26 protein-coding genes and 1 pseudogene are annotated in these 26709 nt (G+C 64.7%); 22 read left to right on the top strand and 5 right to left on the bottom strand.

What is annotated here, in order from left to right; genetic code table 11:
- The 12 genes and pseudogenes from polC to hisE all read left to right on the top strand — a co-directional run.
- Positions 1-576, top strand: a pseudogene (gene polC, locus Q0J74_RS03360) (PolC-type DNA polymerase III); the annotation flags it as partial.
- Positions 577-820: 244 nt separating this feature from the next.
- The gene (locus tag Q0J74_RS03355) at positions 821-3121 is read left to right on the top strand and encodes an S-layer homology domain-containing protein (protein ID WP_297210583.1); all 2301 of its coding nucleotides are present in this window, start codon (positions 821-823) and stop codon (positions 3119-3121) included.
- 121 nt (positions 3122-3242) lie between these two features.
- Complete coding sequence (hisZ, locus tag Q0J74_RS03350) at positions 3243-4412, top strand: ATP phosphoribosyltransferase regulatory subunit (RefSeq protein WP_297210580.1); 1170 nt, start codon at positions 3243-3245, stop codon at positions 4410-4412.
- Positions 4409-5050, top strand: coding sequence for an ATP phosphoribosyltransferase (gene hisG, locus Q0J74_RS03345; RefSeq protein ID WP_297210577.1), 642 nt, complete (start codon positions 4409-4411; stop codon positions 5048-5050). Before hisZ ends, hisG begins: the two co-directional genes overlap by 4 nt.
- Entirely contained in the window at positions 5047-6339 is a 1293-nt protein-coding gene (hisD, locus tag Q0J74_RS03340; RefSeq protein ID WP_297210573.1) for a histidinol dehydrogenase, read from the top strand. Before hisG ends, hisD begins: the two co-directional genes overlap by 4 nt.
- Entirely contained in the window at positions 6336-6911 is a 576-nt protein-coding gene (hisB, locus tag Q0J74_RS03335) for an imidazoleglycerol-phosphate dehydratase HisB (protein WP_297210570.1), read from the top strand. Before hisD ends, hisB begins: the two co-directional genes overlap by 4 nt.
- Positions 6911-7519, top strand: a complete 609-nt coding sequence (hisH, locus tag Q0J74_RS03330; protein ID WP_297210589.1) for an imidazole glycerol phosphate synthase subunit HisH — start codon at positions 6911-6913, stop codon at positions 7517-7519. The genes hisB and hisH overlap by 1 nt, the downstream gene beginning before the upstream one ends.
- Positions 7516-8238: a 1-(5-phosphoribosyl)-5-[(5-phosphoribosylamino)methylideneamino]imidazole-4-carboxamide isomerase gene (gene hisA, locus Q0J74_RS03325; RefSeq protein ID WP_297210567.1), complete on the top strand. Its 723-nt coding sequence runs from the start codon at positions 7516-7518 to the stop codon at positions 8236-8238. The genes hisH and hisA overlap by 4 nt, the downstream gene beginning before the upstream one ends.
- On the top strand, positions 8232-8987 hold the full coding sequence (gene hisF / locus Q0J74_RS03320) for an imidazole glycerol phosphate synthase subunit HisF (protein WP_297210565.1): 756 nt from the start codon (positions 8232-8234) through the stop codon (positions 8985-8987). The genes hisA and hisF overlap by 7 nt, the downstream gene beginning before the upstream one ends.
- A 12-nt stretch (positions 8988-8999) precedes the next feature.
- On the top strand, positions 9000-9215 hold the full coding sequence (locus Q0J74_RS03315; protein ID WP_297210562.1) for a hypothetical protein: 216 nt from the start codon (positions 9000-9002) through the stop codon (positions 9213-9215).
- 8 nt (positions 9216-9223) lie between these two features.
- Positions 9224-9556: a phosphoribosyl-AMP cyclohydrolase gene (hisI, locus tag Q0J74_RS03310; RefSeq protein WP_297210586.1), complete on the top strand. Its 333-nt coding sequence runs from the start codon at positions 9224-9226 to the stop codon at positions 9554-9556.
- Positions 9553-9882, top strand: a complete 330-nt coding sequence (gene hisE / locus Q0J74_RS03305) for a phosphoribosyl-ATP diphosphatase (RefSeq protein ID WP_297210560.1) — start codon at positions 9553-9555, stop codon at positions 9880-9882. Before hisI ends, hisE begins: the two co-directional genes overlap by 4 nt.
- A gap of 261 nt (positions 9883-10143) precedes the next feature.
- Here the strand turns inward: hisE and Q0J74_RS03300 are convergent, their stop codons facing one another.
- The 3 genes from Q0J74_RS03300 to Q0J74_RS03290 are packed head-to-tail and all read right to left on the bottom strand — an operon-like array spanning position 10144 to position 12286.
- Positions 10144-10668 carry a peptidoglycan-binding domain-containing protein gene (locus Q0J74_RS03300; protein ID WP_297210557.1) on the bottom strand — a complete coding sequence of 175 codons (525 nt, stop codon included), beginning with the start codon at positions 10666-10668 and terminating at the stop codon, positions 10144-10146.
- Positions 10665-11885 carry a peptidoglycan-binding protein gene (locus Q0J74_RS03295; protein WP_297210553.1) on the bottom strand — a complete coding sequence of 407 codons (1221 nt, stop codon included), beginning with the start codon at positions 11883-11885 and terminating at the stop codon, positions 10665-10667. The genes Q0J74_RS03300 and Q0J74_RS03295 overlap by 4 nt, the downstream gene beginning before the upstream one ends.
- Positions 11886-11896: 11 nt before the next feature.
- Positions 11897-12286, bottom strand: a complete 390-nt coding sequence (locus Q0J74_RS03290) for a spore cortex-lytic protein (RefSeq protein WP_297210549.1) — start codon at positions 12284-12286, stop codon at positions 11897-11899.
- A gap of 148 nt (positions 12287-12434) precedes the next feature.
- On the opposite strand from Q0J74_RS03290, the gene Q0J74_RS03285 reads away from it, so the two are divergent.
- From Q0J74_RS03285 to Q0J74_RS03240, 10 genes are all read left to right on the top strand, one after another.
- Positions 12435-13067 carry a redox-sensing transcriptional repressor Rex gene (locus tag Q0J74_RS03285; protein ID WP_297210546.1) on the top strand — a complete coding sequence of 211 codons (633 nt, stop codon included), beginning with the start codon at positions 12435-12437 and terminating at the stop codon, positions 13065-13067.
- Positions 13064-14203 (top strand): hypothetical protein, encoded by a 1140-nt coding sequence (locus Q0J74_RS03280; protein ID WP_297210544.1) that lies wholly within the window; start codon positions 13064-13066, stop codon positions 14201-14203. Before Q0J74_RS03285 ends, Q0J74_RS03280 begins: the two co-directional genes overlap by 4 nt.
- Positions 14204-14359: 156 nt before the next feature.
- A complete protein-coding gene (locus Q0J74_RS03275; RefSeq protein WP_297210541.1) occupies positions 14360-14794 on the top strand; it encodes a MarR family winged helix-turn-helix transcriptional regulator in 435 nt (144 codons plus the stop codon).
- 33 nt (positions 14795-14827) lie between these two features.
- Entirely contained in the window at positions 14828-16567 is a 1740-nt protein-coding gene (locus Q0J74_RS03270) for an ABC transporter ATP-binding protein (RefSeq protein ID WP_297210538.1), read from the top strand.
- Positions 16560-18434: an ABC transporter ATP-binding protein gene (locus Q0J74_RS03265; protein ID WP_297210535.1), complete on the top strand. Its 1875-nt coding sequence runs from the start codon at positions 16560-16562 to the stop codon at positions 18432-18434. The genes Q0J74_RS03270 and Q0J74_RS03265 overlap by 8 nt, the downstream gene beginning before the upstream one ends.
- A 124-nt stretch (positions 18435-18558) precedes the next feature.
- Complete coding sequence (locus Q0J74_RS03260) at positions 18559-18699, top strand: hypothetical protein (protein WP_297210532.1); 141 nt, start codon at positions 18559-18561, stop codon at positions 18697-18699.
- Between the two features lie 149 nt (positions 18700-18848).
- The gene (locus Q0J74_RS03255) at positions 18849-19775 is read left to right on the top strand and encodes a LysR family transcriptional regulator (protein ID WP_297210530.1); all 927 of its coding nucleotides are present in this window, start codon (positions 18849-18851) and stop codon (positions 19773-19775) included.
- 240 nt (positions 19776-20015) lie between these two features.
- Complete coding sequence (gene nuoE / locus Q0J74_RS03250; protein ID WP_297210528.1) at positions 20016-20549, top strand: NADH-quinone oxidoreductase subunit NuoE; 534 nt, start codon at positions 20016-20018, stop codon at positions 20547-20549.
- Entirely contained in the window at positions 20546-23638 is a 3093-nt protein-coding gene (gene nuoF / locus Q0J74_RS03245) for an NADH-quinone oxidoreductase subunit NuoF (protein WP_297210526.1), read from the top strand. Before nuoE ends, nuoF begins: the two co-directional genes overlap by 4 nt.
- A 5-nt stretch (positions 23639-23643) precedes the next feature.
- Positions 23644-25425: an NADH-dependent [FeFe] hydrogenase, group A6 gene (locus Q0J74_RS03240; protein ID WP_297210523.1), complete on the top strand. Its 1782-nt coding sequence runs from the start codon at positions 23644-23646 to the stop codon at positions 25423-25425.
- A gap of 103 nt (positions 25426-25528) precedes the next feature.
- On the opposite strand, the gene Q0J74_RS03235 is transcribed toward Q0J74_RS03240, so the two are convergent.
- Both Q0J74_RS03235 and Q0J74_RS03230 read right to left on the bottom strand, forming a co-directional pair.
- A complete protein-coding gene (locus Q0J74_RS03235) occupies positions 25529-25927 on the bottom strand; it encodes a PaaI family thioesterase (protein WP_297210520.1) in 399 nt (132 codons plus the stop codon).
- A 17-nt stretch (positions 25928-25944) separates the two neighbouring features.
- Positions 25945-26514, bottom strand: a complete 570-nt coding sequence (locus Q0J74_RS03230; protein WP_297210517.1) for a xanthine phosphoribosyltransferase — start codon at positions 26512-26514, stop codon at positions 25945-25947.
- Positions 26515-26709 lie beyond the last annotated feature (195 nt).

Raw genomic sequence — 26709 nt, 5'->3', positions numbered from 1 at the left:
TACATCGGCTCCTGCAAGAAGATCAAGTACCTCTTCCCCAAGGCCCACGCGGTGGCCTACGTGATGATGGCCTTCCGTATCGCCTGGTTCAAGGTCCACCACCCCCTGGCCTTCTACGCCGCCTTCTTCTCCATCCGGGCCAAGGCGCTGGATGCCACCTGCATGTGCATGGGCATGGACGTGTGCAAGGCCAAGATGAAGGAGATCGAGGCCAAGGAGAAACCCACGCCGGTGGAGGAGGACATGCTGGTTACTCTGGAGGTGGTATACGAATTCTATCTCCGGGGCTTCACCTTTGCCCCCATGGATCTGTACCGCTCCCACGCGGTGAATTTTCTGCCCGACCAGGAGGCCGGCACGCTGCTGCCTCCCTTCACCTCCATCCCGGGCCTGGGGGAGACGGCGGCCTGGTCCATTCTGGAGCAGCGCCAGGGCAAGCGGTTTATCTCCATTGAGGAGTTCTCCGCCGCCTGTCCCAAGGTGTCCAAGACCCACATTGAGCAGCTCAAGGCCGTGGGCGCCCTGGACGGCCTGCCCGACACCAGTCAGATGACCCTGTTCGACGGCCTGTTTTGACGGGCAGGCCGTCCACCGCCGCGTCAGCGGCGTCCGAGAGTTTTGCCGGAGGCAAAACCTCGATGCGGGGCGAATTGAGTTCGCCCCGCAGATGGAGAGAGACGGGACCCCAAAGGGCTTTGCCCTTTGGGAACTGCCCGACACCAGTCAGATGACCCTGTTCGACGGCCTGTTTTGACGGGCAGGCCGTCCACACGGCGGAGTGCCGCAGACGAAAACCAAAAAAGAAAAGGGGAGGAACACAATGAAAAAGAAAACGCACGGCCCCATTGGACTGTCCCGCACCGGCGCCAGGATCCTGGCCCTGCTGCTGGCTCTCTCCCTGCTGAGCACCACCGCCCTGGCCCGGGAGACCGATATCTTTGAGGCCTGGCCGGAGCAGGTGGACTTTTCCACCCTCACCTATGGGGAGCCGGACCCCGCTCTGCTCTATGCCGCCCAGGCGAAGCTGGAGGCGGCCTTGACCGGCGGAGCGGAGACGGAGGAGATTCTGGAGCTGTGTGGGGCGCTGGATGAGGCCTACGACCAGTTCTATACCGAGTATGCGGTGTGCAGCGTGGCCTACTACCGCGACCCCACCGACCAGGTGACTCAGGACTATCTGGCGTGGTCCGAGGCGCTGACTGAGGCCTCCAACAGCTATACGCAGTCGGTCCGGGCGGTGCTCCAGTCCGAGTACGGCTCCGCGCTGGCGGCGGAGATGGGCGCCGATCTGGAGACCCTGCTGGACTACTATACCCCGGACAGCCAGGAGCAGCTGGCCCTGCTGGCCCAGGAGCGGGAGCTGATCAACGACTACTGGGTAGCCAGCGAGGCGGACTATACAGTGACCTGGGGAGACCGCACCTGGACCCAGGCGGAGCTGAACGGGGACGATACCCTGTCCGCTGACGAGGCCGGCGAGGTACAGGATCTGCTGAATCAGGCCTTTAACGCCGCCGCCGCCCCCATTCTGGTGGAGATGACGAAGGTGCGCAATACCTATGCTGTGAGCAAGGGGTATGACAATTACGCCGCCTACGCGTACGAGAAGGTGTACGGCCGGGACTATACCCTGGAGGAGGCCCAGCAGCTCTATACCCAGGTCAAGGCGTGGGCTGTCCAGCTGTACAATGAGCTGATTACGGCGATGTCCTGGAACAGCCATCTCTCCAGCAAGCAGCTGGACTGCCTGTATAACCTGACCCAGGAAGAGGTGCTGGACCTGGTGGAGCCCTATATGGAGGAGATATCCAGCGAGTATGCCGACCTGTACCAGTACATGCGGGCGTGCCATCTGGTGGATATCGAACCGCTGGATACCAAGCTGGATGTGGGCTTCACCATCGACCTGCCGGCCTACCGGTCCGCCATGATCTTCAACTGCCCCTACGGCAACTACTATGACGTGAGCACCCTGGTCCATGAATTCGGCCACTATGCCGAGTCCTGCCTGTCCGCCGTTCCCGCCACAGGGGTGATGTGCTACGACGTGGCTGAAATGAATTCCCAAATGCTGGAGGTGCTCTACCTGCAGTTTGCCGACGAGATGGTGGGGGAGGGCGGAGACGCCTACCGGGGCCGTGTGCTGTACAGCATGCTGTTTTCCGTCATCACCGGCTGCCTGTTCGACGAGTTCCAGAACATCATTTATACCGAAGGGGATCTGACGGTGGAGGAGATCAACGCCCTGGCCGGCCGGCTGGCGGAGGAGTACGGGGTTCCGGTCATCTACGGCGGCGACTTTGCCGACACCTGGGTGGTGGTCAACCATACCTTTGAGTCGCCCATGTATTACATGAGCTACGCCACCTCGGCCCTCTCCTCCCTGGAGCTTCTCCTGGATGCCCGGACCGACTTTGAGGCTGCGGCTGACGCCTACCTGGAGATGGTGAACCTGGGGGACTGTATCGGCTACCAGGAGGCGGTGGCCCAGGCCGGCCTGACGGATTTCTTCCAGGAGGGTACGGTGGAGGCCCTGTGCAGGGAACTCCGGGACTATCTGAACCAGGAGCTCTATGGGCTGCCTGCGTTCCCCGATCTGGACGGCCACTGGGCTGCGGACAGCGCCAGGTTCTGCGCCGCCTGCGGCCTGCTTGAGGGGAACGGCTCCGGAAACTTTCTGCCGGACGAGGAGCTGACCCGCGCCCAGATGGTCACCGCTCTGTGGCGCATGAGCGGCAGCCCGGAGGCGGCGGAGGAGGCGGTGTCCTTTGCCGACGTGGCCTCCGACGCCTGGTATGCCGGCGCGGTGGCGTGGGCCGTCCAGGCCGGCGGGGTGGAAGGAGTGGACGCCGCCCACTTTGACCCGGACGGGACTGTGACCCGGGAGCAGCTGGCCGTGGTGCTGAGCCGTCTGGCTGGTTGTGACGGCGGCCTCACCGGCGCGCTGGACGGCTATGCCGACGGCGCCGCGGTCAGCGCCTGGGCGGCGGAGGGGACCGACTGGGCGGTATCCACCGGACTGCTCACCGGCAAGCCCGGCGGACTGCTGGCCCCCCAGGATACCCTCACCCGGGGAGAGCTGTCCGCCCTGATCCTCCGCCTGATGACCAGCTGGAGCTGAGCAGCAAGTCCGTCCTGTCCCGGGGCCGCGCAGTGCGCGGCCCCGGTTTTCCCCTTGACAAGGGGCGGGTGATATAGTATAGTAGCGTGGTAAAGCGCGAAAGCGGAAGGGAGGCATTCCCGTGCGTGTAACCATCAACACCCCCGAGGGGACCCGGGACCGGCTGTTTGCCGAGTGCCAGGAGCGCCGCCAGGTGCAGGCCCGGCTGACCCGGCTGTTCCGGCAGCGGGGTTTTTTGGAGGTCTCCACCCCGGAGACGGAGTTTTATGACCTGTTTGCCCTGTCGGGCAGCGCCATTCCCCAGGAGCGGATGCTCAAGGTGTGGGACCCGGGCGGAAAGTTCTGCGTGATGCGGCCTGACTCCACCACCCCTATTGCCCGGGTGGCGGCCACCAAGCTGAAGGCGGTGGCGCTGCCCCAGCGGCTGTATTATGAGCAGACGGTGTACCGCTCCAACCCGGCCCACAACGGGGGCAGCCGGGAGATTCCCCAGTGCGGGGTGGAGCTGATCGGCGCCGGGGGGAAGAAGGCGGATGTGGAGATCATTGTCACCGCCATCGACGCCCTGCGCAGCTGCGGCGCCCCCAAGTTCCATGTGGAGCTGGGCCATGCCGGGTATTTCCGGGAGCTGGCCGGCCGGCTGGAGCTGGGCGAGGGGGCGGTGGAGGAGATGCGGGGGCTGATTGAGGGGAAGAACTTCGCCGCCCTCAACAGCTTTCTGGCGCCCCACCGGGGCAACCCGGCCTGCGCCGCTCTGGAGCAGCTCAGCCGCCTGTTCGGCGGGGCGGAGGTGCTCTCCCAGGCCGAGCGGCTGGCGGGGAAGACCCCGGCGGTGGACTATCTGTCCGCTCTGTATGATGAGCTGGCCGCCGCGGGCTACGGACCCTATGTGCGGTTTGATCTGGGTATGGTCCATCAGATTGACTACTACACCGGCGTGGTGTTCCGGGGCTATGTGGAGGGGGCGGGGGACGCCGTGCTCTCCGGCGGCCGGTACGACAACCTGGTGGGTGTCTTCGGCCGGGAGGCCCAGGCCACCGGCTTTGCCGTGGATGTGGACGCGGTGGCCCGCACCCTGCCGGAGCTGACGCCCCCGGTGCTGCGCACGGTGGTCCACTATGAGCCGGGCTATCTGGCCCAGGCCCTGGAGGCGGTGGACGGCCGCCCCGCCGGCACCTGCGAGCTGTCCCCCTGCCGCACCCTGGAGTCCAGCCTGAATCTGGCCCGGGACAAGGGGGCGGAAGCGGTGCTGGTCTTTGACAAGGACGGGGAAAGGACGGTGGGGGTATGAGCGAGCGCCTGAGAATCGCCATCACCAAGGGCCGACTGCTGGACAAGAGCGTGGAGCTTTTTCAGCAGGCGGGGCTGGACTGCACGCCCATCCGGGAGCCGGGGCGCCGGCTGGTCCACAGCCTGCCCAACTACCCCCTGGACGCGGTGCTGGCCAAGGCCCCCGACGTGATCACCTACGTGGAGCACGGGGTGTGTGATTTGGGCATTGTGGGGAAGGACACCATCCTAGAAAAGGGCGGCTCCTTCTACGAGGTGCTGGACCTGGGCTTCGGCAAGTGCCGGTTTGCCCTGGCGGTGCGGCAGGGCAGCGACTTCTACGGCACCTACAAGACCCGGCGGGTGGCCTCCAAGTACCCGGAGGTGACCCGGGCCTTCTTTGCCAAAAAGGGCATGGATGTGGACATCATCAAAATTGAGGGCAGCGTGGAGCTGGCCCCCATCCTGAACCTCACCGACGCCATTGTGGACATTGTGGAGACGGGAGCCACCCTGAAGGCCAACGGCCTGGTCCCCATTGAGGACGTGGCGCCGGTGTCCGCCCGGCTTATTGTCAATACCGCCAGCATGAAGCTGTATAAGGACCAGATTGCGGATTTCATCGCCCGGTGCGAGGGAGAATTGGAGAAACGAAAATGATACAGATCGTAACAGCGGACGGCCGGGCCGAGGGCGCGGTCATTGCGGCCATGAAAGCCCGGGCCGCCCAGGCCAACCAGGCCATTGACGCGGCGGCGGCCGGGATCATGGCGGACGTGAAGGAGCGGGGCTATGAGGCGGTGCGGGACTACTCCCTGCGCTTTGACAAGGCCGAGCCCAGGGAGATTTCCCCGGCGGAGCTGGAGGAGGCCTATGCCGGCTGCCCGAGGGAGCTGATTGCCGCCTTGGAGCGGGCGGCGGCCAACATCAGGGACTACAACGAGAAGCTGCTCATCCGCACCATGGAGTGGACCTCCCCCGACGGGGGTGTGGTGGGCCGGGTGGTCCGGGGCCTCACCCGGGTGGGCATCTATGTTCCCGGCGGCACGGCGGCCTATCCCAGCAGCGTGCTGATGAACGCCGTCCCCGCCAGGGTGGCGGGGGTGGAGGAGATCGTCATGGTGACGCCCCCCACCGAGAATCTGAGCCGCGCGGTGCTGGCCGCCGCCAAAATCGCCGGGGTGGACCGGGTGATTGCCGTGGGGGGCGCCCAGGCGGTGGCCGCCCTCACCTACGGCGCCGGATTCATCCCCCGGGTGGATAAGCTGGTGGGTCCCGGCAATGCCTACGTGGCCGCCGCCAAGCGGCAGGCCTACGGCCAGCTGGACATCGATATGGTGGCCGGCCCCTCCGAGGTGCTGGTCATCGCCGACGGGGCGGCCAACCCCAAGTTTGTGGCCGCCGACCTGCTGAGCCAGGCCGAGCACGACAAGCTGGCCTCCGCCGTGCTGCTCACCGATTCCCTGGCGCTGGCCCGGGCGGTGGACGCCGAAATTATCCGTCAGACCGGCTATCTCAGCCGCTCTGAGATTATGGAATGCTCCCTCCGGGACTTCGGCTGCGCCATCGTGTGCCGCAGCCTGGAGGACTGCGCCGCCCTGGCCAACCAGATCGCCCCGGAGCACCTGGAGATTGTCACCCAAAATCCCCGGGCGCTGCTGCCCGCGATCCAAAACGCCGGCGCGGTGTTCCTGGGCGCCTGGTCTCCGGAGCCCCTGGGGGACTACCTGGCCGGGCCGGATCATGTGCTGCCCACCAGCGGCACCGCCCGGTTCTTCTCCCCCCTCAGCGTGGACAGCTTCCTCAAGACCATGAGCGTCATCCAATATGACGAGGCCAGCCTGGCCCCCATCAAGGATCAGATTATCACCCTGGCCGAGAGCGAAAAGCTCACCGCCCACGCCAACTCCATCCGCGTGCGGTTTGAAGGGGAGGAGTACAAGCCATGAGAACAGCCCAACTGACCCGTACCACCAAGGAGACCGACATCCGCCTCACCCTCTCCCTGGAGGGGGGCGAGGTGGACATCCACACCGGCATCGGCTTTTTTGACCATATGCTCACCGCCTTCGCCTTCTACGGCGGCCTGGGGCTGGAGCTGAAGGTCAAGGGGGATCTGGAGGTGGACGGCCACCACACCGTGGAGGATGCGGGCATCGTCCTGGGCCAGGCCGTGAGGAAGGCCCTGGGGGACCGAAGGGGGATCCGCCGGTTTGCCTCGTGCTATATCCCCATGGACGAGGCTCTGTGCTTCACCGCCCTGGACTTTTCCAACCGGCCCTTCCTGGCCTTTGACGCCGAGATGCCCCAGCCCATGATCGGCGCCTACGACGCCTGCCTCACCGAGGAGTTCCTGCGGGCCTTCGCGGTGAACAGCGGACTGACGCTGCATATGAAGTGCCTGTACGGCAAGAACGCCCACCACATCACCGAGGCCCTGTTCAAATCCCTGGGCGCGGCGGTACGGGAGGCCGTTCAGATCACCGGCACCGGCGTCACCTCCACCAAGGGGGTGCTGTGATGGGGTGCACCGCCATTGTGGACTACGGCGTGGGCAACCTGAAAAGCGTCACCAACGCCATGGACTACCTGGGCCTGCCCACCTGTATCACCAGCGATCCCGGGGAGCTGGAGCGGGCCGACGCCATCATCCTGCCGGGAGTGGGCGCCTTCCCCGACGCCGCCGACAAGCTGCGCCTCACCGGCCTGGCCGGGGCGGTGCTTGCCCAGGCGGAGCGGAAGCCCGTGCTGGGCATCTGCCTGGGGATGCAGCTGCTGCTGGACCGGGGGGAAGAGGTGCGGGAGTGTAAAGGCCTTGGCCTTGTACCAGGCTGCGTCCGTAAGATTGAGACCGGCCTGAAGCTGCCTCATATCGGGTGGAACAGCCTGCGCTTTCCCAACCCCTCTCCGCTGTTTGCCGGGGTGGCGGAGGGGAGCTATGTCTACTTTGTCCACTCTTTCTGCGCCGTGGCGGACGACCCCGGCGCCGTCATTGCCGCCACCGACTATGGCGTGCCGGTGACGGCGGCGGTGCAGCGGGGCAACGTGTACGGCTGCCAGTTCCACCCGGAGAAGAGCGGCGAGGTGGGCTTGCAGATTCTGCGGAATTTCGGGGGGCTGAACAGATGATTTTATTTCCTGCCATTGATTTGAAGGACGGGAAGGCGGTCCGTCTGTACCGGGGGGACTTTTCCACCGCCCATCAGGTGGCGGAGGACCCCCTGGCCACCGCCAGGGCCTTTTATGAGGCGGGCGCCCGGCACATCCACATGGTGGACCTGGACGGCGCCCGCAGCGGAGCGCGGCGGAACGGCTCTATTGTGCGGGCTGTGGCGGAGCAGTCCGGCCTGAAGGTGGAGCTGGGGGGCGGCATCCGCACCATGGCCGACCTGGAGGAGGTTTTTGCCCTGGGGGTGTGGCGGTGCGTCATCGGCTCCGCTGCCGTCAGCCGCCCGGAGTTTGTCAAGGAAGCGGCGGCCAGGTACGGCGACCGGGTGGCCGTGGGCATTGACGCCATGGACGGCATCGTGAAAACCGCCGGGTGGGAGCAGTCCTCGGGGCGGAACTATCTGGACTTTGCAAAGTACATGGAATCCATAGGGGTAAAGACCATTATCTTTACCGATATCGCCACCGACGGCATGCTGTCCGGCCCCTCCTTTGACCGGCTGGCCGCCTTGCAGGAGGCGGTGAGCTGCCGGATCACCGCCTCCGGCGGGGTGTCCTCCAACGGGGACTTGTCCAGGCTGAGCGCCATGGGCCTGTACGGGGCCATCATCGGCAAGGCCTATTACGCCGGGACGGTGGATTTACCTCTGGCGGTAAAGGAGGCGGGGGCGCAGTGTTAGCCAAACGGATTATCCCCTGCCTGGACGTGCGGGACGGACGGGTGGTGAAGGGGGTCAACTTCGTCAACATCCGGGACGCCGGGGACCCGGTGGAGCTGGCCAAATACTACTCCGACCAGGGCGCCGATGAGATCGTGTTTCTGGACATCACCGCCACCAGCGACGCCCGGGACACTGTGGCCGACGTGGTGGAGCGCACTGCGGCCCAGGTCTTTGTCCCCCTGACGGTGGGGGGCGGTATCCGCACGGTGGAGGACTTTCAGCGGCTGCTCCGGGCGGGAGCGGACAAGATTTCGGTGAACTCCGCCGCCGTGGCCCGGCCGGAGCTGATTGCCCAGGCGGCGGAGCGGTTCGGCTCCCAGTGCGTGGTGCTGGCCGCCGACGCCCGGGCTCGGGGAGACGGCGGCTGGGAGGTGGTGGTGGCCGGGGGCCGCAAGCCCACCGGCATGGACCTCATCCAGTGGGTGAAGCGGGCGGAAGCCCTGGGGGCGGGGGAGATCCTCCTCACCTCCATGGACGCCGACGGCACCAAGGCGGGCTTTGATTTGGCCATGACCCGTGCGGTGACGGAGGCGGTGTCCATCCCGGTCATCGCCTCCGGGGGCTGCGGCTCCCTGGCCCACTTTGCGGAGGTATTTGAAAGGACCAACTGCGATGCCGCTCTGGCGGCCTCTCTGTTTCACTTCGGGGAGCTAACGGTACCCCAGGTCAAGGACTATCTCCGGGATCGGGCTATCCCGGTGCGCTGAGGAGGATGGGCCATGCTGGACGATTTGCTGGACTTGCTGGATTTGACCGGTGAAGCGGCGCCCAGCCTGTTCAACGCCGCCGGAAAGCAGATGCGGAAGAAGCGGCCGGCCGGAGATCCCGGCCGCCCCGTGATACAGACCAAGGGCAAGCTCACCGCCCGGCGGACGAAACACCAGGGGGAGGACCCCTGGGACTGGAAGGAGGAAAAGCCCCCCTGGGAGCTGTGAAAGAATTGATGGACTTTGATTTGAATTTGCTGTTTCAGAAGGCAGACCTGATCCCCGTCATCATCCAGGACGCGGAGAGCAAAGAGATTCTGATGCTGGGCTTCACCAACCGGGAGGCGGTGGAGCTGACCCTGCAAACCAAGACCGCCTGGTTCTGGTCCCGCAGCCGGCAGAAGCTGTGGAACAAGGGGGAGAGCTCCGGCCACTTCCTCCATGTGAAGAAGGTGGTCACCGACTGCGATACCGATACCCTGCTCTATCTCTGCCTGCCGGAGGGACCCACCTGCCACACCGGGGCCAGAAGCTGCTTTTTCAACGAAATTTGGGAGGAAACCACATGAGCGACACTGTTTTGCAGGAGCTGTACCAGGTGGTGCTGGACCGCAGGAGCAATCCCCAGGAGGGGTCCTACACCTGCTACCTGTTTGACAAGGGCCTGGACAAGATTCTGAAGAAGGTGGGGGAGGAGTGCTCCGAGACCATCATCGCCGCCAAGAACGGCAGGCAGGAGGAGACGGTGGGGGAGATCTCCGACCTCATCTACCACCTGATGGTGATGATGGCCCACCAGAACATCCCCCTGGACGCGGTGCTGGCGGAATTGGAGCGCCGCAGCCACAAGATCGGCAACCTGAAGCAGATGAAGACCGTGGACCATGAGACGTAGCAAAGAGGCGCTGCCGTGGCAGCGCCTCTCAGCCTGTCGAAAAAGCCTCGCAGAGTTCGCGCCCGCAGGCGCGAAGGAAGTGGAAATCTGTTTTCAGCCGCGACACGTGCGTGGCTGAAAACACTGCTCAGGCCGCAAGTGTGGGATTTGTCCGCCGCAGACGGACAAATCCTGCGCGCAGCGGCCTGCATCCTACTCGAAAAAGTGGCTCCGCCACTTTTTCGACAGCCTCGAGGCGCTGCCGTGGCAGCGCCTCTTTTCCTATGTCTGCCCGTAAGTGACGAACAGAGTATACAGCCGGCTGATGGTATTCCAGCTCTCCTGGTCCAGCACTCCGGTCTCCGGCCGGCCCTCCAGGGCCTGGAGCCAGCGGAGGTTGTGCTGGGTGGCGGCGTCGTTGACGCCGGTGGCCGGACCGGCTTCGATCCCCTCCAGCAGCCCGGCCAGGGTACGGAACATGGACTGTACCAGGTAGAGGTGGATGCTGTCCTGGCCGGGCTGGATGGACAGGCCGCCGGGATAGCCCCGGAGGGACCGGGGCCTCCCGGCCAGAGACTGGCGGTAGCGGGCGGCAATGGCGTCCCAGGTGGCCTGGTTCACCTGCCCGGTGACGGGGGGGAAAAACTCCCGCTGAAAGAGCATGACGGCCTCCAGGGTGCGCTCCCCGAAAACGCCGTCCGGGGTGAGCCGGGGCAGAAAGTCATAGACAAAGGACAGCTCCCGCAGCATGGTCTGAAGGCTGCGGACGCTCTGGCCGATGAGGCGGATCTCTTGGGGCAGAATCATGAAGCGGCTCCTCTCTCGTCGGCCGAGCCCAGTGCCATGGGCCGGCCGGGGTATTGGGTCAGGCCGGTGGCCTGGCTGTCCGGCAGGTCGGGGCGGAAGGCCTCCGGAATGACGTTGGTATAGGTGCTGACGGTGTCCACAATCCCGGCGTACAGCTGGTAGAGGGCGGCCCAGGTCCGGACTCCCATGACGCCGTCCTGGGTCAGGCCGCTCATCCGCTGGACGGCGATGACGGCGTTTTTGGTGGCCGGTCCGAAGATGCCGTCAATGGCCACCCGCGGGATGTTGTCATAAAACTCCGAGACCACGGAGAGCACGTACTGAATGACCTTCACCGGCTCCCCTCTGGCCCCCTCCGCCAGCACCCGGGGGAAGGCCTGGCCGCTGCTGCCGGGATAGTAGGTCTGCCCCTGGCTGATCAGCTCCGCCAGATCCAGCACCCCCACGTAGAGGAATACCATCTTGTACCAGGTGGAGTTGCCCACAATGCCGTCGGGAGTCAGGTCGAAGATCTCCTGGAACCGCTTCACCGCCGCCTCGGTGGCAGGGCCGAAGATGCCGTCCACCGGGTAGATCTTGGGGATGGCGGGGTAGTCCCGGGAGATGCGGTTGAGCATCACCTGGATGCGCTGCACCGCCTCCCCGCTGTCATACCGGCGGATGGGGTAGCCGGGGTAGGAGTAGCGGATGCCCCGCACCGGGGCGTTGGTCACCAGCTCGATGTTGTCGCCGTAGTAGGCGCGGAGGATGGAGAGGTAGTCCGCCCCCTCCTCCGCCATGGCCTGGCTGCCCCACTGGGACAGCCCGTCGCAGGTGACGGTGGTGCCGTTGCAGAACTTGGCGGCCAGAGGCTCCACAAAGCCGATGCGCCGTATGTAGGTGTTGAACATCTCGTCCACCAGGCGGCTGATGTTTTCAAAAATGTTCCGGCCCTTGATGAACTTCTGATCGTAGGCGGTGGAGGAGGTGATGTTGAAGGGGTAGCCCCGGCTGGGATAGAACTCGGTATACACCCGGTTGAGGGCGAAGGAGATGATGGCCAGGATATTGGCCCGGAGGGCGGCGGGCGCCCAGGTGGGGTAGATTTCGCTGGAGGCCACGTTTTTCACGTAGTCCGGGAAGGAGACGGTGACGTTTTCCCCGTCGGAACCCGGCGCCCCCAGGTGGACCGTGATATACTGGGGGACATAGGGGGTGATGGGCAGTGATTCAGGCATACGCTCCCTCCTTACAGGTTTTGGGGCGGGATGACCACCGGATGCTCCGACAGCAGGGCGGCGGTGTGCTCCGGCAGGGGAATCAGCTCCAGGTCCTGCAAGGTCTCCGTGTCGGGGAAGATCTGCACATTTTCCACCACCAGCAGCTCGTACCCCGGAGATTCCGCCCAGATGTCGCACACGGCGAAGGGGGAGGGGGTGCCGGGAGACTCGCTGGTGGCCGGCTCCGGCGTGCTCACCCGCACCGGCGCGGTGCGGCCGTTCTCGTCGCTCACCCGCACGGCCAGCAGCACATGGCGGCCCTCATCGCCCCGCTGGGTGAAGGCCACGGTGGCCCCCGAGAGGGGGATCTGAGCCCGGGAGGTGTAGACACGGGTCAAAATGGTTCCAAATGCGTCCAACTGGCATTCCTCCTTTTTTCCATTGTATGCGCCCCGGGGCCTGTCTGTTCCGGCGGAATTGGGCGGGGGCCGTTGACATCCACCGGCGTTTCGAGTAAACTGAATAAGAACGGCTGAAAACGATGCTCTGGAAAGCGTGTGATGGGATATGAGAAAGCAAAAGGTGTCCAGCGCGGTGATCCGCCGCCTGCCCCGCTATTACCGGCATCTGAACGACCTGCACCACGCCGGGGTGGAGCGGATCTCCTCCAACGCGCTGGGAAATTCCCTGGGGCTCACCGCCTCCCAGATCCGGCAGGATCTGTCCTGCTTTGGGGAGTTCGGGCAGCAGGGCTATGGCTATAATGTGAGTACGCTGCGGGACGAGGTGGCCGACATCCTGGGGATGAACCGGGGCCACACCGCGGTGATCCTGGGGGTGGGCAACCTGGGCCGGGCGCTGCTGGAGAACTTCCATTTTGAGCGCTCCGGCGTGGTGCTGGCCGCCGCCTTTGACGTGGCGCCTGGGGTGGTGGGCCGGGAGGTGTCCCACATCCCGGTCTACCATGTGGACCAGCTGGAGGACTATCTGGCCCGGCAGCCGGCCAGCATCGGGGTGCTGACCGTCCCCGGCCGGGCCGCCCCCACCATTGCCGACCGGCTGGTGCGGGCGGGGGTGAAGGGGATCTGGAACTTCACCAACATCGAGCTGTCGCTCAGCAGCCCGGAGGTGGTGGTGGAGGATGTCCACTTCGCCGACAGCCTGCTGGCGCTGAGCTATATGATATCGGAGGAACCATGAAAAGAACTGCGGTCATTCTGCTTGCCGCGGCCATCCTGGTAAGCGGCGCGGCGGCGTATGCCTCCGGCGTCCTCACCGGTGAGTCGCTGATCTCGAAGAGCTATCTGAACCTTACCTACCTGCCCGATGTGGAGGAACAGGTGTCCCAGCGGGTGGAGGAGAGGACGCAGGCGGCCTACCAGTCCGCCCTGGAGGCGCTGAACCAGAAGCACAGCGCCTACCTGGCCCTGGCCGCCGGGGAGCAGAGCTATGCCTCCGCCCTGACCGACCTGCGGTTTAAGGCGGGGGATGTGGTGACCCTGTCCGCCGGCTCCGGCGGAATGCTGCTGGCGGGAAGCGCCAGCCTGAGCTATTCCGGCAGCGGAGTGGTGGACGTGACGGCGGGGCAGGCGGCGAGCTCCGGCAGCGCTCTGAGCCTGCGCCACCGCTACCTGGCAGGGGAGCAGACGACCGCCAGCATCACCGTCACCTCGGACACTGCGGTGCTCAGCGTGGAGGGTTATTATTCCGTGGCCCCCAGCTCCGGTGTGGACTACAACGCCCTGGCCGACGCCTTGGCTGCTCTGGGGCTGTTCCAGGGCAGCGGTACCGCCTACGGCAGCGGTTACGATCTGGAGGTGTCCTCCACCCGGATCATGGGGGTGGTGATGTTCCTGCGCCTCATCGGGGAGGAGGAGGCCGCCCTGTCCAGCACGGCGGTCAATCCCTTCGCGGACACCCCCGCCTGGTGCGACCGCTACGTGGCCTACGCCTATGAGAAGGGCTACACCAACGGCGTGGGGAGCAACAGCGCCGGTCAGCCCTGCTTCGCCCCGGACCGGGAGATTTCAGCGGAGGAGTATATGACCCTGATCCTCCGGGCGCTGGGCTACACCGACAGCGGGAGCGCCCCGGACTTCACCTGGGACACCGCCGTGGTCAAGAGCGTGGAGTGGGGCGTCCTCACCGCCGGGGAGCAGGCCATGCTGGCCCAGCGGGAGTTTCTCCGGGCGCAGATTGTGTACCTGTCCTATTTCTCCCTGAACGCCGCTCGGAAGGACGGCGGGGTGCTGCTGGACCGGACGGTGTCCAGCGGCGGTCCCAGCCGGAGCCAGTTTGAACAAGTGATGTCCGGGGTGAGCGTACCCCGCCTGTAACAGCCTCAGCCGGCCGCCGCAGAAATGCGGCGGCCGGCTTTTCGATGTGCCGGAAATGCGGTGGGGAACAAGCGGGCAGTTTTGTAAATGTTGCGCATTGACAATTGTTAGCAATGCAACTAAACTAATCTTGATCCTAAGAAAGGAGATGAGCGAATGCACCATGAGCACCATGTAGGATATGAAATAAAGGCGCTGTCCAACCTTCTGCGGCGCAAGGTTCTGGAATCCACAGAAACCCCGGATGGGGACGATTTCACCGAAATGTCGGCGAAGATCCTGGGCTTTTTATACCAGAACCGGGACCAGAAGGTATACCAGAAGGATGTGGAGGAGGCCTTTTATATCCGGCGCTCCACCACGTCCCGGCTGCTGAAGCGGATGGAGGCGGAGGGCCTGGTGATCCGGCAGGCAGTCGCCCATGACGCCAGGCTGAAGCAGGTGCTTGCCACCCCCAAGGCGGAAGCCCTGGTGCAGGAGATTATGAAGCGCATTGACAATGTGGAGCAGCTTCTGACCCAGGGCCTGTCACCACAGGAGGTGGAGCAGTTTCTGGCCACAGTGGAGAAGCTCAAGCGAAACCTGATGTGACGGCAAAATCACAGCGATCCAAGGAGGAACTCTATGAAGAAAAGAAGAAGCTTAACCAGCTGCATTCAGGAATTCTGGCGGGATACCATTCTCACCCCCATTTTTGTCATCGGTGAGGTGGCCTTTGACGTGCTGATTCCCATGATGACCGGCAAGCTGCTGGACGAGGGGGTAAAGGCGGGGAGTATGGGCCATATCCTGCAATATGGCGCCACGGTGGTGTCCATGGCCCTCATCGCCCTGCTGCTGGGCGCTCTGTCCGGCCGGTTTGCCGCCCGGGCGTCCACCGGCTTCTCCCGCAATCTCCGCCGGGAGATGTACCGGAACGTGCAGAAATTTTCCTTTGCCAATATTGACAAGTTTTCCACCGGCGGCATCATCACCCGGCTCACCACCGACGTGACCAACGTGCAGATGGCCTTTATGATGGTGATCCGCATCGCGGTGCGCTGCCCCATCATGCTCATCTGCGCCTGGGTGCTCACCTTCACCATCAACCCCAAGCTGGCCCTGATTTTCCTCATTGTCATTCCCATCCTGGCGTTGGGCCTGCTGGTGATCATGGGCTCGGCCCACCCCCTGTTCGAGCGGGTGTTCAAGAAGTACGACTGGCTGAATAACGTGGTGCAGGAGAACCTGCTGGGCATCCGGGTGGTGAAGTCCTTCGTCCGGGAGGACCATGAGAAGGAGAAGTTCGGCAAGGTGTCCAATGAAATCTACATGGACTTCTCCAAGGCGGAAAAGCTGGTGGCCTTCAACATGCCCCTGATGCAGATCTGCGTCTACGCCTGCATGCTCACCGTGTCCTGGCTGGGCGCCAACCTGGTGGTGGGGGGCGAGCTGACCACCGGCCAGCTCACCAGCATGTTCAGCTATATCATGATGATTCTCATGAGCCTGATGATGCTGTCCATGGTGCTGGTGATGATTATCATCTCCCGGGCCTCCGCCGAGCGGATTGTGGAGCTGCTCAACGAGGAGAGCGATTTGAAGAACGGCCCCAACCCGGTTTACGAGGTGACGGACGGCTCCGTGGTGTTTGAGAACGTCAGCTTCAGCTACGCCAAGGACCCGGAGAAGGAGTGTCTGAAGGATGTGAACCTCACCATCCGCTCCGGCGAGACGGTGGGCATCCTGGGCGGCACCGGCACCTCCAAGACCACCCTGGTCCAGCTCATTCCCCGCCTGTACGACGCCACCGAGGGCCGGGTGCTGGTAGGCGGCGTGGACGTGCGGGACTACGACATGGACGCCCTGCGGGAGCAGGTGGCCATGGTGCTCCAGAAGAACGTGCTTTTCTCCGGCAGCATCAAGGAGAACCTGCGCTGGGGCAATGCGGAGGCCACCGACGAGGAGATGGTCCGGGTATGTAAGCTGGCCCAGGCCGAACCCTTCATCCAAGAATTCCCCGACAAATACGACACCCACATTGAGCAGGGCGGCTCCAACGTGTCCGGCGGGCAGAAGCAGCGGCTGTGCATTGCCCGGGCGCTGCTGAAAAAGCCCAAGATTCTGATTCTGGACGACTCCACCTCCGCGGTGGACACCAAGACCGACGCGCTGATCCGCAAGGCCTTCCGGGAGGAGATTCCCGAGACCACCAAGTTTATCATTGCCCAGCGCATCTCCTCCATTGAGGACGCCGACAAGATTCTGGTGATGGACGGCGGCAAAATTGCGGCCATGGGCACCCATGAGCAGCTGCTCCAGAGCTGTGAGATTTACCGGGAGATTTATGAGTCCCAGACGAAGGGGGGCAGCGACGATGAATAAGTATCCCGTGAAGCGGTCCCACACCGTGCGCCGGCTGATGAGCTATGTGGGCCGGGGCTACGGCCTGCGCTTCCTGTTGGTGCTGCTGTGCATCCTGGTGAGCGCCATTGCCTCGGTGTCCGGCTCCCTGTTTTTGGGCTCCCTCATCGACGACTATATCACCCCGCTGCTGGCCATAGACAACCCGGTGTTTGACGGGCTGATCCGCGCCCTCATTATGATGGGCTGCCTGTATCTCACCGGCGCTCTGTGCGCCATGGCCTACAACCGCCTGATGGTCACCATCTCCCAGGGGGTGCAGAAGAAGATCCGGGACGACCTGTTCGGCCACATGCAGACCCTGCCCATCAAGTACTTCGACACCCACGCCCACGGCGACGTGATGAGCGTCTACACCAACGACGTGGACACCCTGCGCCAGATGTTCTCCCAGAGCATTCCCCAGGTGATCAACTCCATGATGATGATCGTGGTGGCATTCATCGGCATGCTCACCACCGACCTGCTCCTCACCGGCGTGGTGATTTTGTGCATCGTCTGTATGCTGTTCATCACCCGCTTTCTGGCGGGGCGCAGCGGCCGGTACTTCATCCGCCAGCAGGTGAAGCTGGGCGATTTGAACGGCTATATCGAGGAGATGATCAACGGCCAGAAGGTGGTCAAGGTCTTCTGCCACGAGCGGGAGGCCCAGGAGGGCTTCGACCGGGTGAACAACGCCCTGTTTGAGAGTGCCGACAAGGCCAACAAGTACGCCAACATCCTCATGCCCATCCTGATGAACATCGGCAATATCCAGTATGTCATCATCGCCATGGCCGGCGGCGCCCTGGCCCTCAGCGGCATCGGCCCCGGCATCACCCTGGGCGTCATCGCCACCTTCCTCCAGCTGTCCAAGAGCCTGTCCAACCCCATCAGCCAGATCTCCCAGCAGCTCAACTCGGTGGTCATGGCCCTGGCCGGCGCCCAGCGTATTTTCGACTTGATGGATGAGCCTGCCGAGGAGGACCACGGCAGGGTCACCCTGGTGAACGTCTCCTTCGACAAGGAGGGTACCCTCCACGAGAGCGGCAGCCGCACCAACCTCTGGGCCTGGAAGGTCCCCCAGGATGACGGCAGCTATGCCTACGTGCGCCTCGCCGGCGACGTGCGTTTCGACGGTGTGGACTTCGCCTATGAGGAGGGCAAGACCATTCTCCACGACATCACCCTCTTTGCAAAGCCCGGCCAGAAACTGGCCTTCGTGGGAGCCACCGGCGCGGGCAAGACCACCATTACCAACCTGATCAACCGGTTCTACGACATTGCCGACGGCAAAATCCGGTATGACGGCATCTCCATCAACGACATCTGCAAGCCCGACCTGCGGCGGAGCCTGGGCATCGTGCTCCAGGATACCAACCTGTTCACCGGCACCGTCCGGGAGAACATCCGCTACGGCAACCTGGAGGCCACCGACGAGGAGGTGGAGGCCGCCGCCGCCCTGGCCAACGCCGACGACTTCATCCGCCGCCTGCCCCAGGGCTACGACACCATGCTCACCGGCAACGGGGCCAACCTATCCCAGGGCCAGCGGCAGCTCATCGCCATTGCCCGGGCCGCCGTGGCCGACCCGCCGGTGATGATCCTGGACGAGGCCACCTCCTCCATCGACACCCGCACCGAGGCCATTGTCCAGCGGGGCATGGACGCGCTGATGAGCGGCCGGACGGTCTTTGTCATCGCCCACCGGCTCTCCACCGTCCGCAACTCCGACGCCATCATGGTGCTGGACCACGGCCGCATTGTGGAGCGGGGCAGCCATGCGGATTTGATCGCCCAGCACGGCCTGTACTACCAGCTGTACACCGGCGCCTTTGAGCTGGAATAAAAAATACAGCCCCCATCCGCACCGCTTTGCCCGCCCGGCATAGTATGGAGTGAGACCGGGCCGGACAGCGGGGAGCCCCGCCGCCAGCTCCAGGTTTCCATCATTCAACCAGGAGGTACTTCGTATGGGGTGCAATAACGGCTGTGGCTTTGGCGGCGGGAGCTGCCTGTGGATCATCCTGATCATCATCCTGCTGTGCTGCTGCTGCGGCGGCGCCGGCGCGGGCAATAACGGCGGCTGCGGCTGCGGCAACAGCTGCTGCTGAGCGCGTTTCCGTACCATAGCCGCGGGGCGGCAGGCGGGGGCGCCGGGGGCGAAAGCATCCGGCGCCCCCGCTTCTTCTTGCAAAGCGGGGCGGAATATGCTATAAAGAACGAAACCGGACGTTTTACTTTTGAGAGGGGAGGGACAGGCGTGGAGCTGAACATGCTGGCGGAGTTTGCCCTGCTGGCCCGGCACCTGAATTTCAGCCGGACGGCCCAGGAACTCAACCTGACCCAGCCCACCCTCAGCCGCCACATCGTCCAGCTGGAGGAGGAGCTGGGGGTGCAGCTGTTCCGCCGGGACCGGCAGTCGGTGACGCTGACGGAGGCGGGGGCGCTGTTTCTGCCGGAGGCGGAGGCGGTGCTGGCCCGGTACGGTGCGGCCCGCCGCCGGCTCCAGGAGTACCGGGACGGTATGGCGGGCAGCCTGATTCTGGGCTACCGCTGGACCTACGATGTGGACCCCTGGCCCGGGGTGCTCCAGCAGTTCCGGGAGGCATACCCGCTGATCTCGGTGCGCCTGGTGGCCTTCCAGCAGGGGGAGTCCCTGCCGGACGCGGTGGAGGATGGAATGCTGGATGTGGCGGTGACCCTGTGTGCGGGGGAGGCGCTGCCCTCGGAACTCCAGGGAGCTACCCTGTGTCCCGTGCCGCTGGTGGCCGCCATGGGGGAGTCCCATCCCCTGGCCGGCCGGGCAGCGGTGACCCCGGCGGAGCTGGCCAGGGAGCGGCTGCTGGTCCCCCAGCCCCGGGGGAGCGTCAGCTTTCCCGGGCTGATGAACCGGCTGTTCCACTCCTGCCGGGTCAGCCCCGCCATCACCTACTCCGGGGAGCGGCTGGAGGAGGCTCTGCTGCGGGTCCAGCTGGACAATCAGCTGGCCCTGATCCCCCGGTGCTATTACCCGGATACCCCCCAGCCCGGGCTGTGGGCCGCCCAAGTGGCGGGGACCACCGGCCTGTTCCGCCTCACCGCCCTGGCCCGCTCGGACAGCCCGAACCCCGCCGTGGCGCTCTTTCTCCGCCTGTGCCGGGCGGAGGTGAAACGCCGGCACATGTCCCAGCTGCTGTCCCCCGAATAACAAAAGCTCTGCCGGGGGCGTTCCCCGGTGCAAGAACTCGTTGCCCTCTTGCGTCGGCTTCGCCGCTTTTCGGCAGCCCGCCCGGTTCGGATTTCTGAACCGGGCGGTTTATTTATTTTCTGTATCACGGGTGCAAAAAATGAATTTCCATTTTCCACCGGGGTATGGTACCTTGTAGTTAGATTCCTCTCATTTAGTTAGGGAGAAAAAATTTTTTTGAGGAAAAAGAGGTGTTGAGGCATGTCTCAAAAGGCAACCCAGTGCCAGTGCGCCTGCTGCTGCGGCGCGGAGAGTGAAGAGGCCCTGCAGGAGCGCATCCGCACCCTGGCCCGTGAGTACCGGGGTAAGGAGGGGTCCCTCATCCAGGTGCTGCACATGGCGCAGACCATCTACGGGTACCTCCCCATGGAGGTACAGAAGATTGTGGCCGACGAGCTGGGGCTTCCCCTGTCCCAGGTGTCCGGCGTGGTGACCTTCTACTCCTTCTTCTCCACCCAGCCCAGGGGCAAGCACACCATCCGGGTGTGTCTGGGGACCGCCTGCTACGTGCGGGGGGGCAAAAAGATTGTGGAGCGGCTGCAGGAGCTGCTGGACGTGAAGGTGGGGGACACCACCGCCGACCGGAAGTTCACCCTGGAGGTGGCCCGGTGCATCGGCGCCTGCGGGCTGGCTCCCGCCATGTCCATTGACGACACGGTGTACAAGCAGGTCAAGCCCGAGCGTCTGGAGAGCATTTTGGCCCGATATGACGAGAATGGGGGGGAAGAGGCGTGAGTCAAGTGCGATCTGCGGCGGATCTGAGCCGCATCAAGGAGCGCTACCTGGAGCAGCAGAGCAAGTACGCCTGGCAGATACTGGTGTGCGGCGGCGCGGGCTGCGTGTCCTCCCACTGCCAGGCAGTCAAGGAAGCGCTGGACCAGGCTCTGGCCGAACACGGCCTTACCGAATCGGTGAGCGTGCTGGTCACCGGGTGCATGGGGACCTGCGCCGCCGGCCCGGTGATGCTGGTGGAGCCCGACGGCATTTTCTACACCTCCATGGACCCGGAGAAGGTGCGCCAGGTGGTGGAGCGCCACCTGATCGCCGGCCAGGTGGTGGAGGAGTACACCTTCTGGGACAACTATCAGAAGAAGCGGGTCCCCAAGCTGGACGACATCAGCTTCTTCAAGGAGCAGGTGCGCATCGCCCTGCGCAACTGCGGGCGGATGGAGTACGCCTCCCTGGACGCCTACATCGCCCGGGACGGCTACGCCGCCGCCGCCAAGGCCCTGCTGGGCATGACGCCGGAGCAGGTGGTGGAGGAGATGAAGGCCTCCGGCCTCCGGGGCCGGGGCGGCGCCGGCTTCCCCACCGGCGTGAAGTGGGAAGCGGGCATGAAGGCCCCCAAGGGCCAGAAGTACATCGTCTGCAACGCCGACGAGGGCGACCCCGGCGCGTTCATGGACCGCTCCGTGCTGGAGGGGGACCCCCACTCCATCATTGAGGGCATGCTGCTGGGCGGCTACGCCATCGGCGCGGACAAGGGCTACGTCTACGTCCGGGCGGAGTATCCCCTGGCGGTGGAGCGGCTGGGCGCCGCCATCGACCAGGCCCGGGCCGCCGGCCTGCTGGGCAGCGATATCCTGGGCTCCGGGATCAGCTTTGACCTGGAGATCCGCATCGGCGCCGGCGCCTTCGTCTGCGGCGAGGAGACCGCCCTGCTGGCCTCCATCGAGGGCATGCGGGGCGAGCCCCGGCAGAAGCCCCCCTTCCCCTTTGAGGCGGGCCTGTTTGAAAAGCCCACCATCATCAACAACGTGGAGACCCTGGCCAACGTGGCCCCCATCATCCTCAACGGCGCGGCCTGGTATGCCGGCTTCGGTACCGAGAAGAGCAAGGGAACCAAGGTCTTCGCCCTGGCCGGCGCCATTGTGAACGCCGGCATCATCGAGGTCCCCATGGGTACCGTACTGGGGGACATTGTCTACAAGATCGGCGGCGGCATTGTGGACGGAAAGAATTTCAAGGCCATCCAGTCCGGCGGCCCCTCCGGCGGTTGCCTCACCAGGGAGCACCTGAACGTGACGGTGGACTACGAGTCCCTGTCCGCTCTGGGGGCCATCATGGGCTCCGGCGGCCTGATCGTCATGAACGAGGACACCTGCATGGTGGACACCGCCCGCTACTTCATGGACTTCATCCGGGACGAGAGCTGCGGCAAGTGCCTGCCCTGCCGGGTAGGCACCAAGCGGATGCTGGAGATCCTGGAGCGGATCACCCAGGGCAAGGGGGAAGAGGGAGACATCGAAATGCTGGAGGAGCTGGCCTCCACCCTCCAGCAGACCGCCATGTGCGGCCTGGGCCAGACCGCCTCCAACCCCGTGCTGTCCACCATCCGCTATTTCCGGGACGAGTATGAGACCCACATCAAGGCCAAGCACTGCGACGCCGGGGTGTGCTCCGAGCTGTACACCTCCCCCTGCCGCAACGCCTGCCCCGCCGGGGTCAACGTACCCGGCTACCTGTCCCTGGTGGCCGCCGGCCGGCTGGGGGACGCCTACCGCCTCATCCGCCAGGACAATCCCTTCCCGGCGGTGTGCGGCCGGGTGTGTACCCACCCCTGCGAGCGGCACTGCCGCCGCGCCCAGGTGGACGAACCGCTGGCCATCTGCTCCATCAAGCGCTTTGTGGGCGACCACGCCCTCAGCGGGGAGTACGAGATTCCCGCCGTCAAGGCCAATCCCCCCACGGGCAAGCAGGTCTCGGTGGTGGGCGCCGGTCCCTCCGGCCTTACCTGTGCCTACTACCTGGCCAAGCTGGGCCACAAGGTGGACGTGTACGAGGCCGACGCCGTGGCCGGCGGCGTGCTCTACTGGGGCATCCCCGAGTACCGCCTGCCCAATGAGGTGCTGGCCAAGGAGATCGCCGCCATTGAAGAGGCGGGGGTCACCATCCACACCAATTCCCGCATCGGCTCCCGGGCCGGGTGCATTATGACCGTCAACGAGCTGATGGAGCGCAGCGACGCGGTTTACATGGCCATCGGCACCCAGAAGCCCATGCGTATGGACGTACCCGGCGAGGACCTCCAGGGCGTGGAGAGCGGCCTGTCCTTCCTGCGCCGGGTGGGCCTGCACCTGGACCGCTCCGTACCCCGCCGCCTGGTGGTGATTGGCGGCGGCTCCACCGCCATGGACGTGGCCCGCACCGCCCGCCGCCTGGGGGCGGAGGAGATCACCGTGGCCTACCGCCGGACGGTGGACGAGATGCCAGCCGGCGCCGAGGAGGTGGCCGAGGCCCGGGAGGAGGGCATCACCCTCATCGAGCTGGCCTCTCCCGTGGAGATCCTGGGGGAGGGCGGCAAGGTCGCCGGTATCCGCCTCATCCGGCGGGAGCTGGCCGACTTCGGCAAGGACGGCCGCCTGCGCAGCCGCTCCATCCCCGGCTCCGAGTTTGAGATCCCCTGCGACGGGGTGGTGGCCGCCGTCAACCAGGGCCTGGACGCCAACACTCTGCCCACCGACGAGGGCGGCAAGGGCTTTGCCACCGACCGATTCACCGGCGAGACCCGCCGCAAAGGCATGTTCGCCGGCGGCGACGCCGCCGCCCACGGCAGCCGGGTGGTCATCAACGCCATTGCCGACGGCAAGAAGGCCGCCGCTGGCATTGACCGCTATCTGGGCGGCGCGGGCGTGCTGAACAAGGGAGAGGAGATCGAGATCCCCGTCATCCCTGTGGGCGACGTGGCCGAGCACGACCGCTTCCCCACCCGTACCCTCAGCGTGGCCGACCGGGTGGATAACTTCCACGAGGTGGCCCGGGGCTACCACAACCTGGACGCCATGGCCGAGTGCCTGCGCTGCCTGCACTGCGATAGGAGGTAAGGAAGATGCTCAATCTGACCATCAACGGAAAGCTCTGCCAGGCCCAGGAGGGCTCCACCATCCTGGAGGCCGCCCGGCAGAACGGCATCCACATCCCCTCCCTTTGCTACCTGAAGGATGTCCACCAGTACGGCACCTGCCGGGTGTGCGTGGTGGAGGTGGAGGGCATGAAGAACCTCCAGGCCTCCTGTATGGTGAAGGCCAGGGAGGGCATGGTGATCCACACCAACAGCCCCAAGGTCCGGGCCAAGCGGAAGATGCTCTACGAGCTGCTCATCTCCAACCATCCCAAGGACTGCCTGTCCTGCGCCCGCAACCGCAGCTGCGAGCTTCAGGCCCTGGGGGAGGAGCTGGGGGTCACCGAGGCCCGCATCTCCGGGGAGATGGGTCCCTGCCACGTGGACGTGTCCCCCTCCATCACCCGGGACACCTCCAAGTGCATTCTGTGCCGCCGGTGCGTCACCGTGTGCAACCAGGTCCAGGAGGTGGGGGCCATCAACGCCCAGAACCGGGGCTTTGACACCGTCATTTCCCCCGCCATGGGCCTGCCGCTCAACTCTACCGCCTGCGCCATGTGCGGCCAGTGCGTCTCCGTCTGTCCCACCGGCGCCCTCACCGAGACCGACGCCATCCAGCCTGTCTGGAAGGCCCTGGAGGATGAGCAGAGGCTCGCCGTCATTCAGGTGGCGCCCGCCGTCCGGGCCGCCCTGGGGGAGGAGTTCGGCCTGCCCACCGGTACCCGGTGTACCGGCAAGATCGCCGCCGCCCTCCACCAGCTGGGCTTCGACCACGTGTTTGACACCGACTTTGCCGCCGACCTGACCATCCTGGAGGAGGGGACCGAGCTGCTCCAGCGGCTCCAGTCCGCCCTCACCGGCGGGGACGCGGTGCTGCCCATGCTCACCTCCTGCTCGCCCGGCTGGATCAAGCACATCGAGCACGCTTTCCCCACCGAGCTGGACCACCTGTCCACCTGCAAATCCCCCCACACCATGATGGGCGCTCTGGTCAAGTCCTTCTATGCCCAGAAGGTGGGCCTTGACCCGTCCAAGATCTTCATGATCTCCGTCATGCCCTGCACCGCCAAGAAGTACGAGATCCAACGCCCGGAGATGGAGGTCCACGGCCGGCGGGATGTGGACGCGGTGCTCACCACCCGGGAGCTGGCCCGGATGATCAAGGCCGCCGGCATCGACTTTGCCAACCTGCCCGACGAGAAGTTTGACGACCCCCTGGGTCTGAGCACCGGCGCCGCCGACATCTTCGGCGTCACCGGCGGCGTGATGGAGGCCGCCCTGCGCACCGTCTACGAGCTGACCTGCGGCCGGGAGCTGCCCTTCGAGGGACTCCACGTCACCCCCATTGTGGGTCTGGAGCTGGTGAAGGAGGCCGCCGTCACCTTTGAGAATGTGCTGCCGGAATACGCCTTCCTGGAGGGAGTCACCGCCCGCGTCGCCGTCACCTCCAGCCTGAAGGGGGCGGACATCCTCATGCGGGACGTGGAGGCGGGAACCTCCCCCTACCACTTCATCGAGGTCATGGGCTGTCCCGGCGGCTGCATCAACGGCGGCGGCCAGCCCCGCAACCGGGAGGAGGGCTATCGGGAGAAGCGGATGGAGGCCCTGTACACCGAGGACGAGACCAAGACCCTCCGCAAGAGCCATGAGAACCCCGACCTGCAGGCTCTGTATCAGGAATATCTGGGCCACCCCTGCGGCCACAAGTCCCACGAGCTGCTCCACACCACCTATACCCCCAGAGGTCTGTACAATCAGCTGGTCAAGTGACGGACGGCTCCAGGCCGCCTGACCCCAAAAAGTCCCCGGCGGCGCATTCTGCGCCGCCGGGGACTTTTGCAGTTCCGGTATGTGCGGTGGGGGACGGCCGGAATCAGGACTCGGCCACACAGAAAAAGGTATATTCTCCCGTGGCGTACAGCGTTCCGTCCTCGCCGGTGATGTTGACATACGCCAGGGCGGTGGTGCGCCCGCAGTGGCGCACCTGGGCGGAGGCGGTCACCACGCCGTGCTCGGCGGCGCGGATGAAATGGATGGTCCCGTCCAGGGTGACGTATTTTCTCCCGTCCGTCCGGCAGGCGGTGCCGGCGGCACAGTCGGCCAGGGTGTAATAGGCGCCGCCGTGCAGCTTGCCGTATGGATTGCGGTGGTCGGGTCCCACCGTCAGCGCCGCCTCCGCCTTGCCCGGTCCCATCTGGCGGATGGTGATTCCGTTGTACGAGGCAAAGGTATTGGCTTTTACAAGATTTTCAAATGAGTCGTTGTCCAGCATGAATGATGTCCTCCGTTTTATGCCAAAAGAATGCGGTCTCCCTCAATGCGCTCCACCGTGGCCAGGGCCTCCACCCGGATACCCATCCGCCGCAGGACGTTGCCGCCCTCCCGCATGGCTTTCTCAATGGCAATGCCCACGCCTGCCGCCTCTCCGCCCGCCTTCGAGACCAATTCCAGCAGGCTGAGCATGGTCTGGCCGTTGGAGAGGATGTCGTCCACCAGCAAAACCGAGTCCTCCCGGTTGAGGTAGCGCTTGGAGACACGGAGCGTATAGGACTTGTCCAGCGAGAAAGAGTGGGCTTCGGCGGAGTAGACATCGGGATCAATGTAGCCGGTCTGAAATTTCTTGGCGTACAGCACCGGGACGCCCAGGGCCTTTGCCGTAAAGCAGGCCAGTGCAATGCCGGAGCTCTCTGCGGTGAGGACCTTTGTGATGCGCGTCCCCCGGAAGCGCTTTGCCAGGGCGCCGCCCATCCGCTCCATCAGGTCCATGTCCATACAGTGGTTGAGGAACATGTCCACGCGAATCATATCCCCCTCGCCAACAACCGCTTCGCTGAGGATTCGCCGCTTCAGTTCGTCCATAACGCTCCTTTCCGCCTGCCGCAAAACAGGCCTCTTTTTTATTATATCTTATTTCATCTGGCTGTGCAATATTGACAAGCACACGAAAATACGGTATTCTAATCCAAGCGGTTCAGGCGGTTTGGGCAGACCCTTCCGCCGGAGCGCGCAGCATGCAGCGGTATCGAAGTGGTCATAACGGGGCTGACTCGAAAT

Origin of the sequence: uncultured Flavonifractor sp. (genome assembly GCF_944387675.1) — a bacterium.
Lineage (GTDB): Bacteria > Bacillota > Clostridia > Oscillospirales > Oscillospiraceae > Flavonifractor.
Note: the sequence above shows the minus strand (reverse complement) of the source record. Positions and strands in the feature narration are given on the sequence as shown.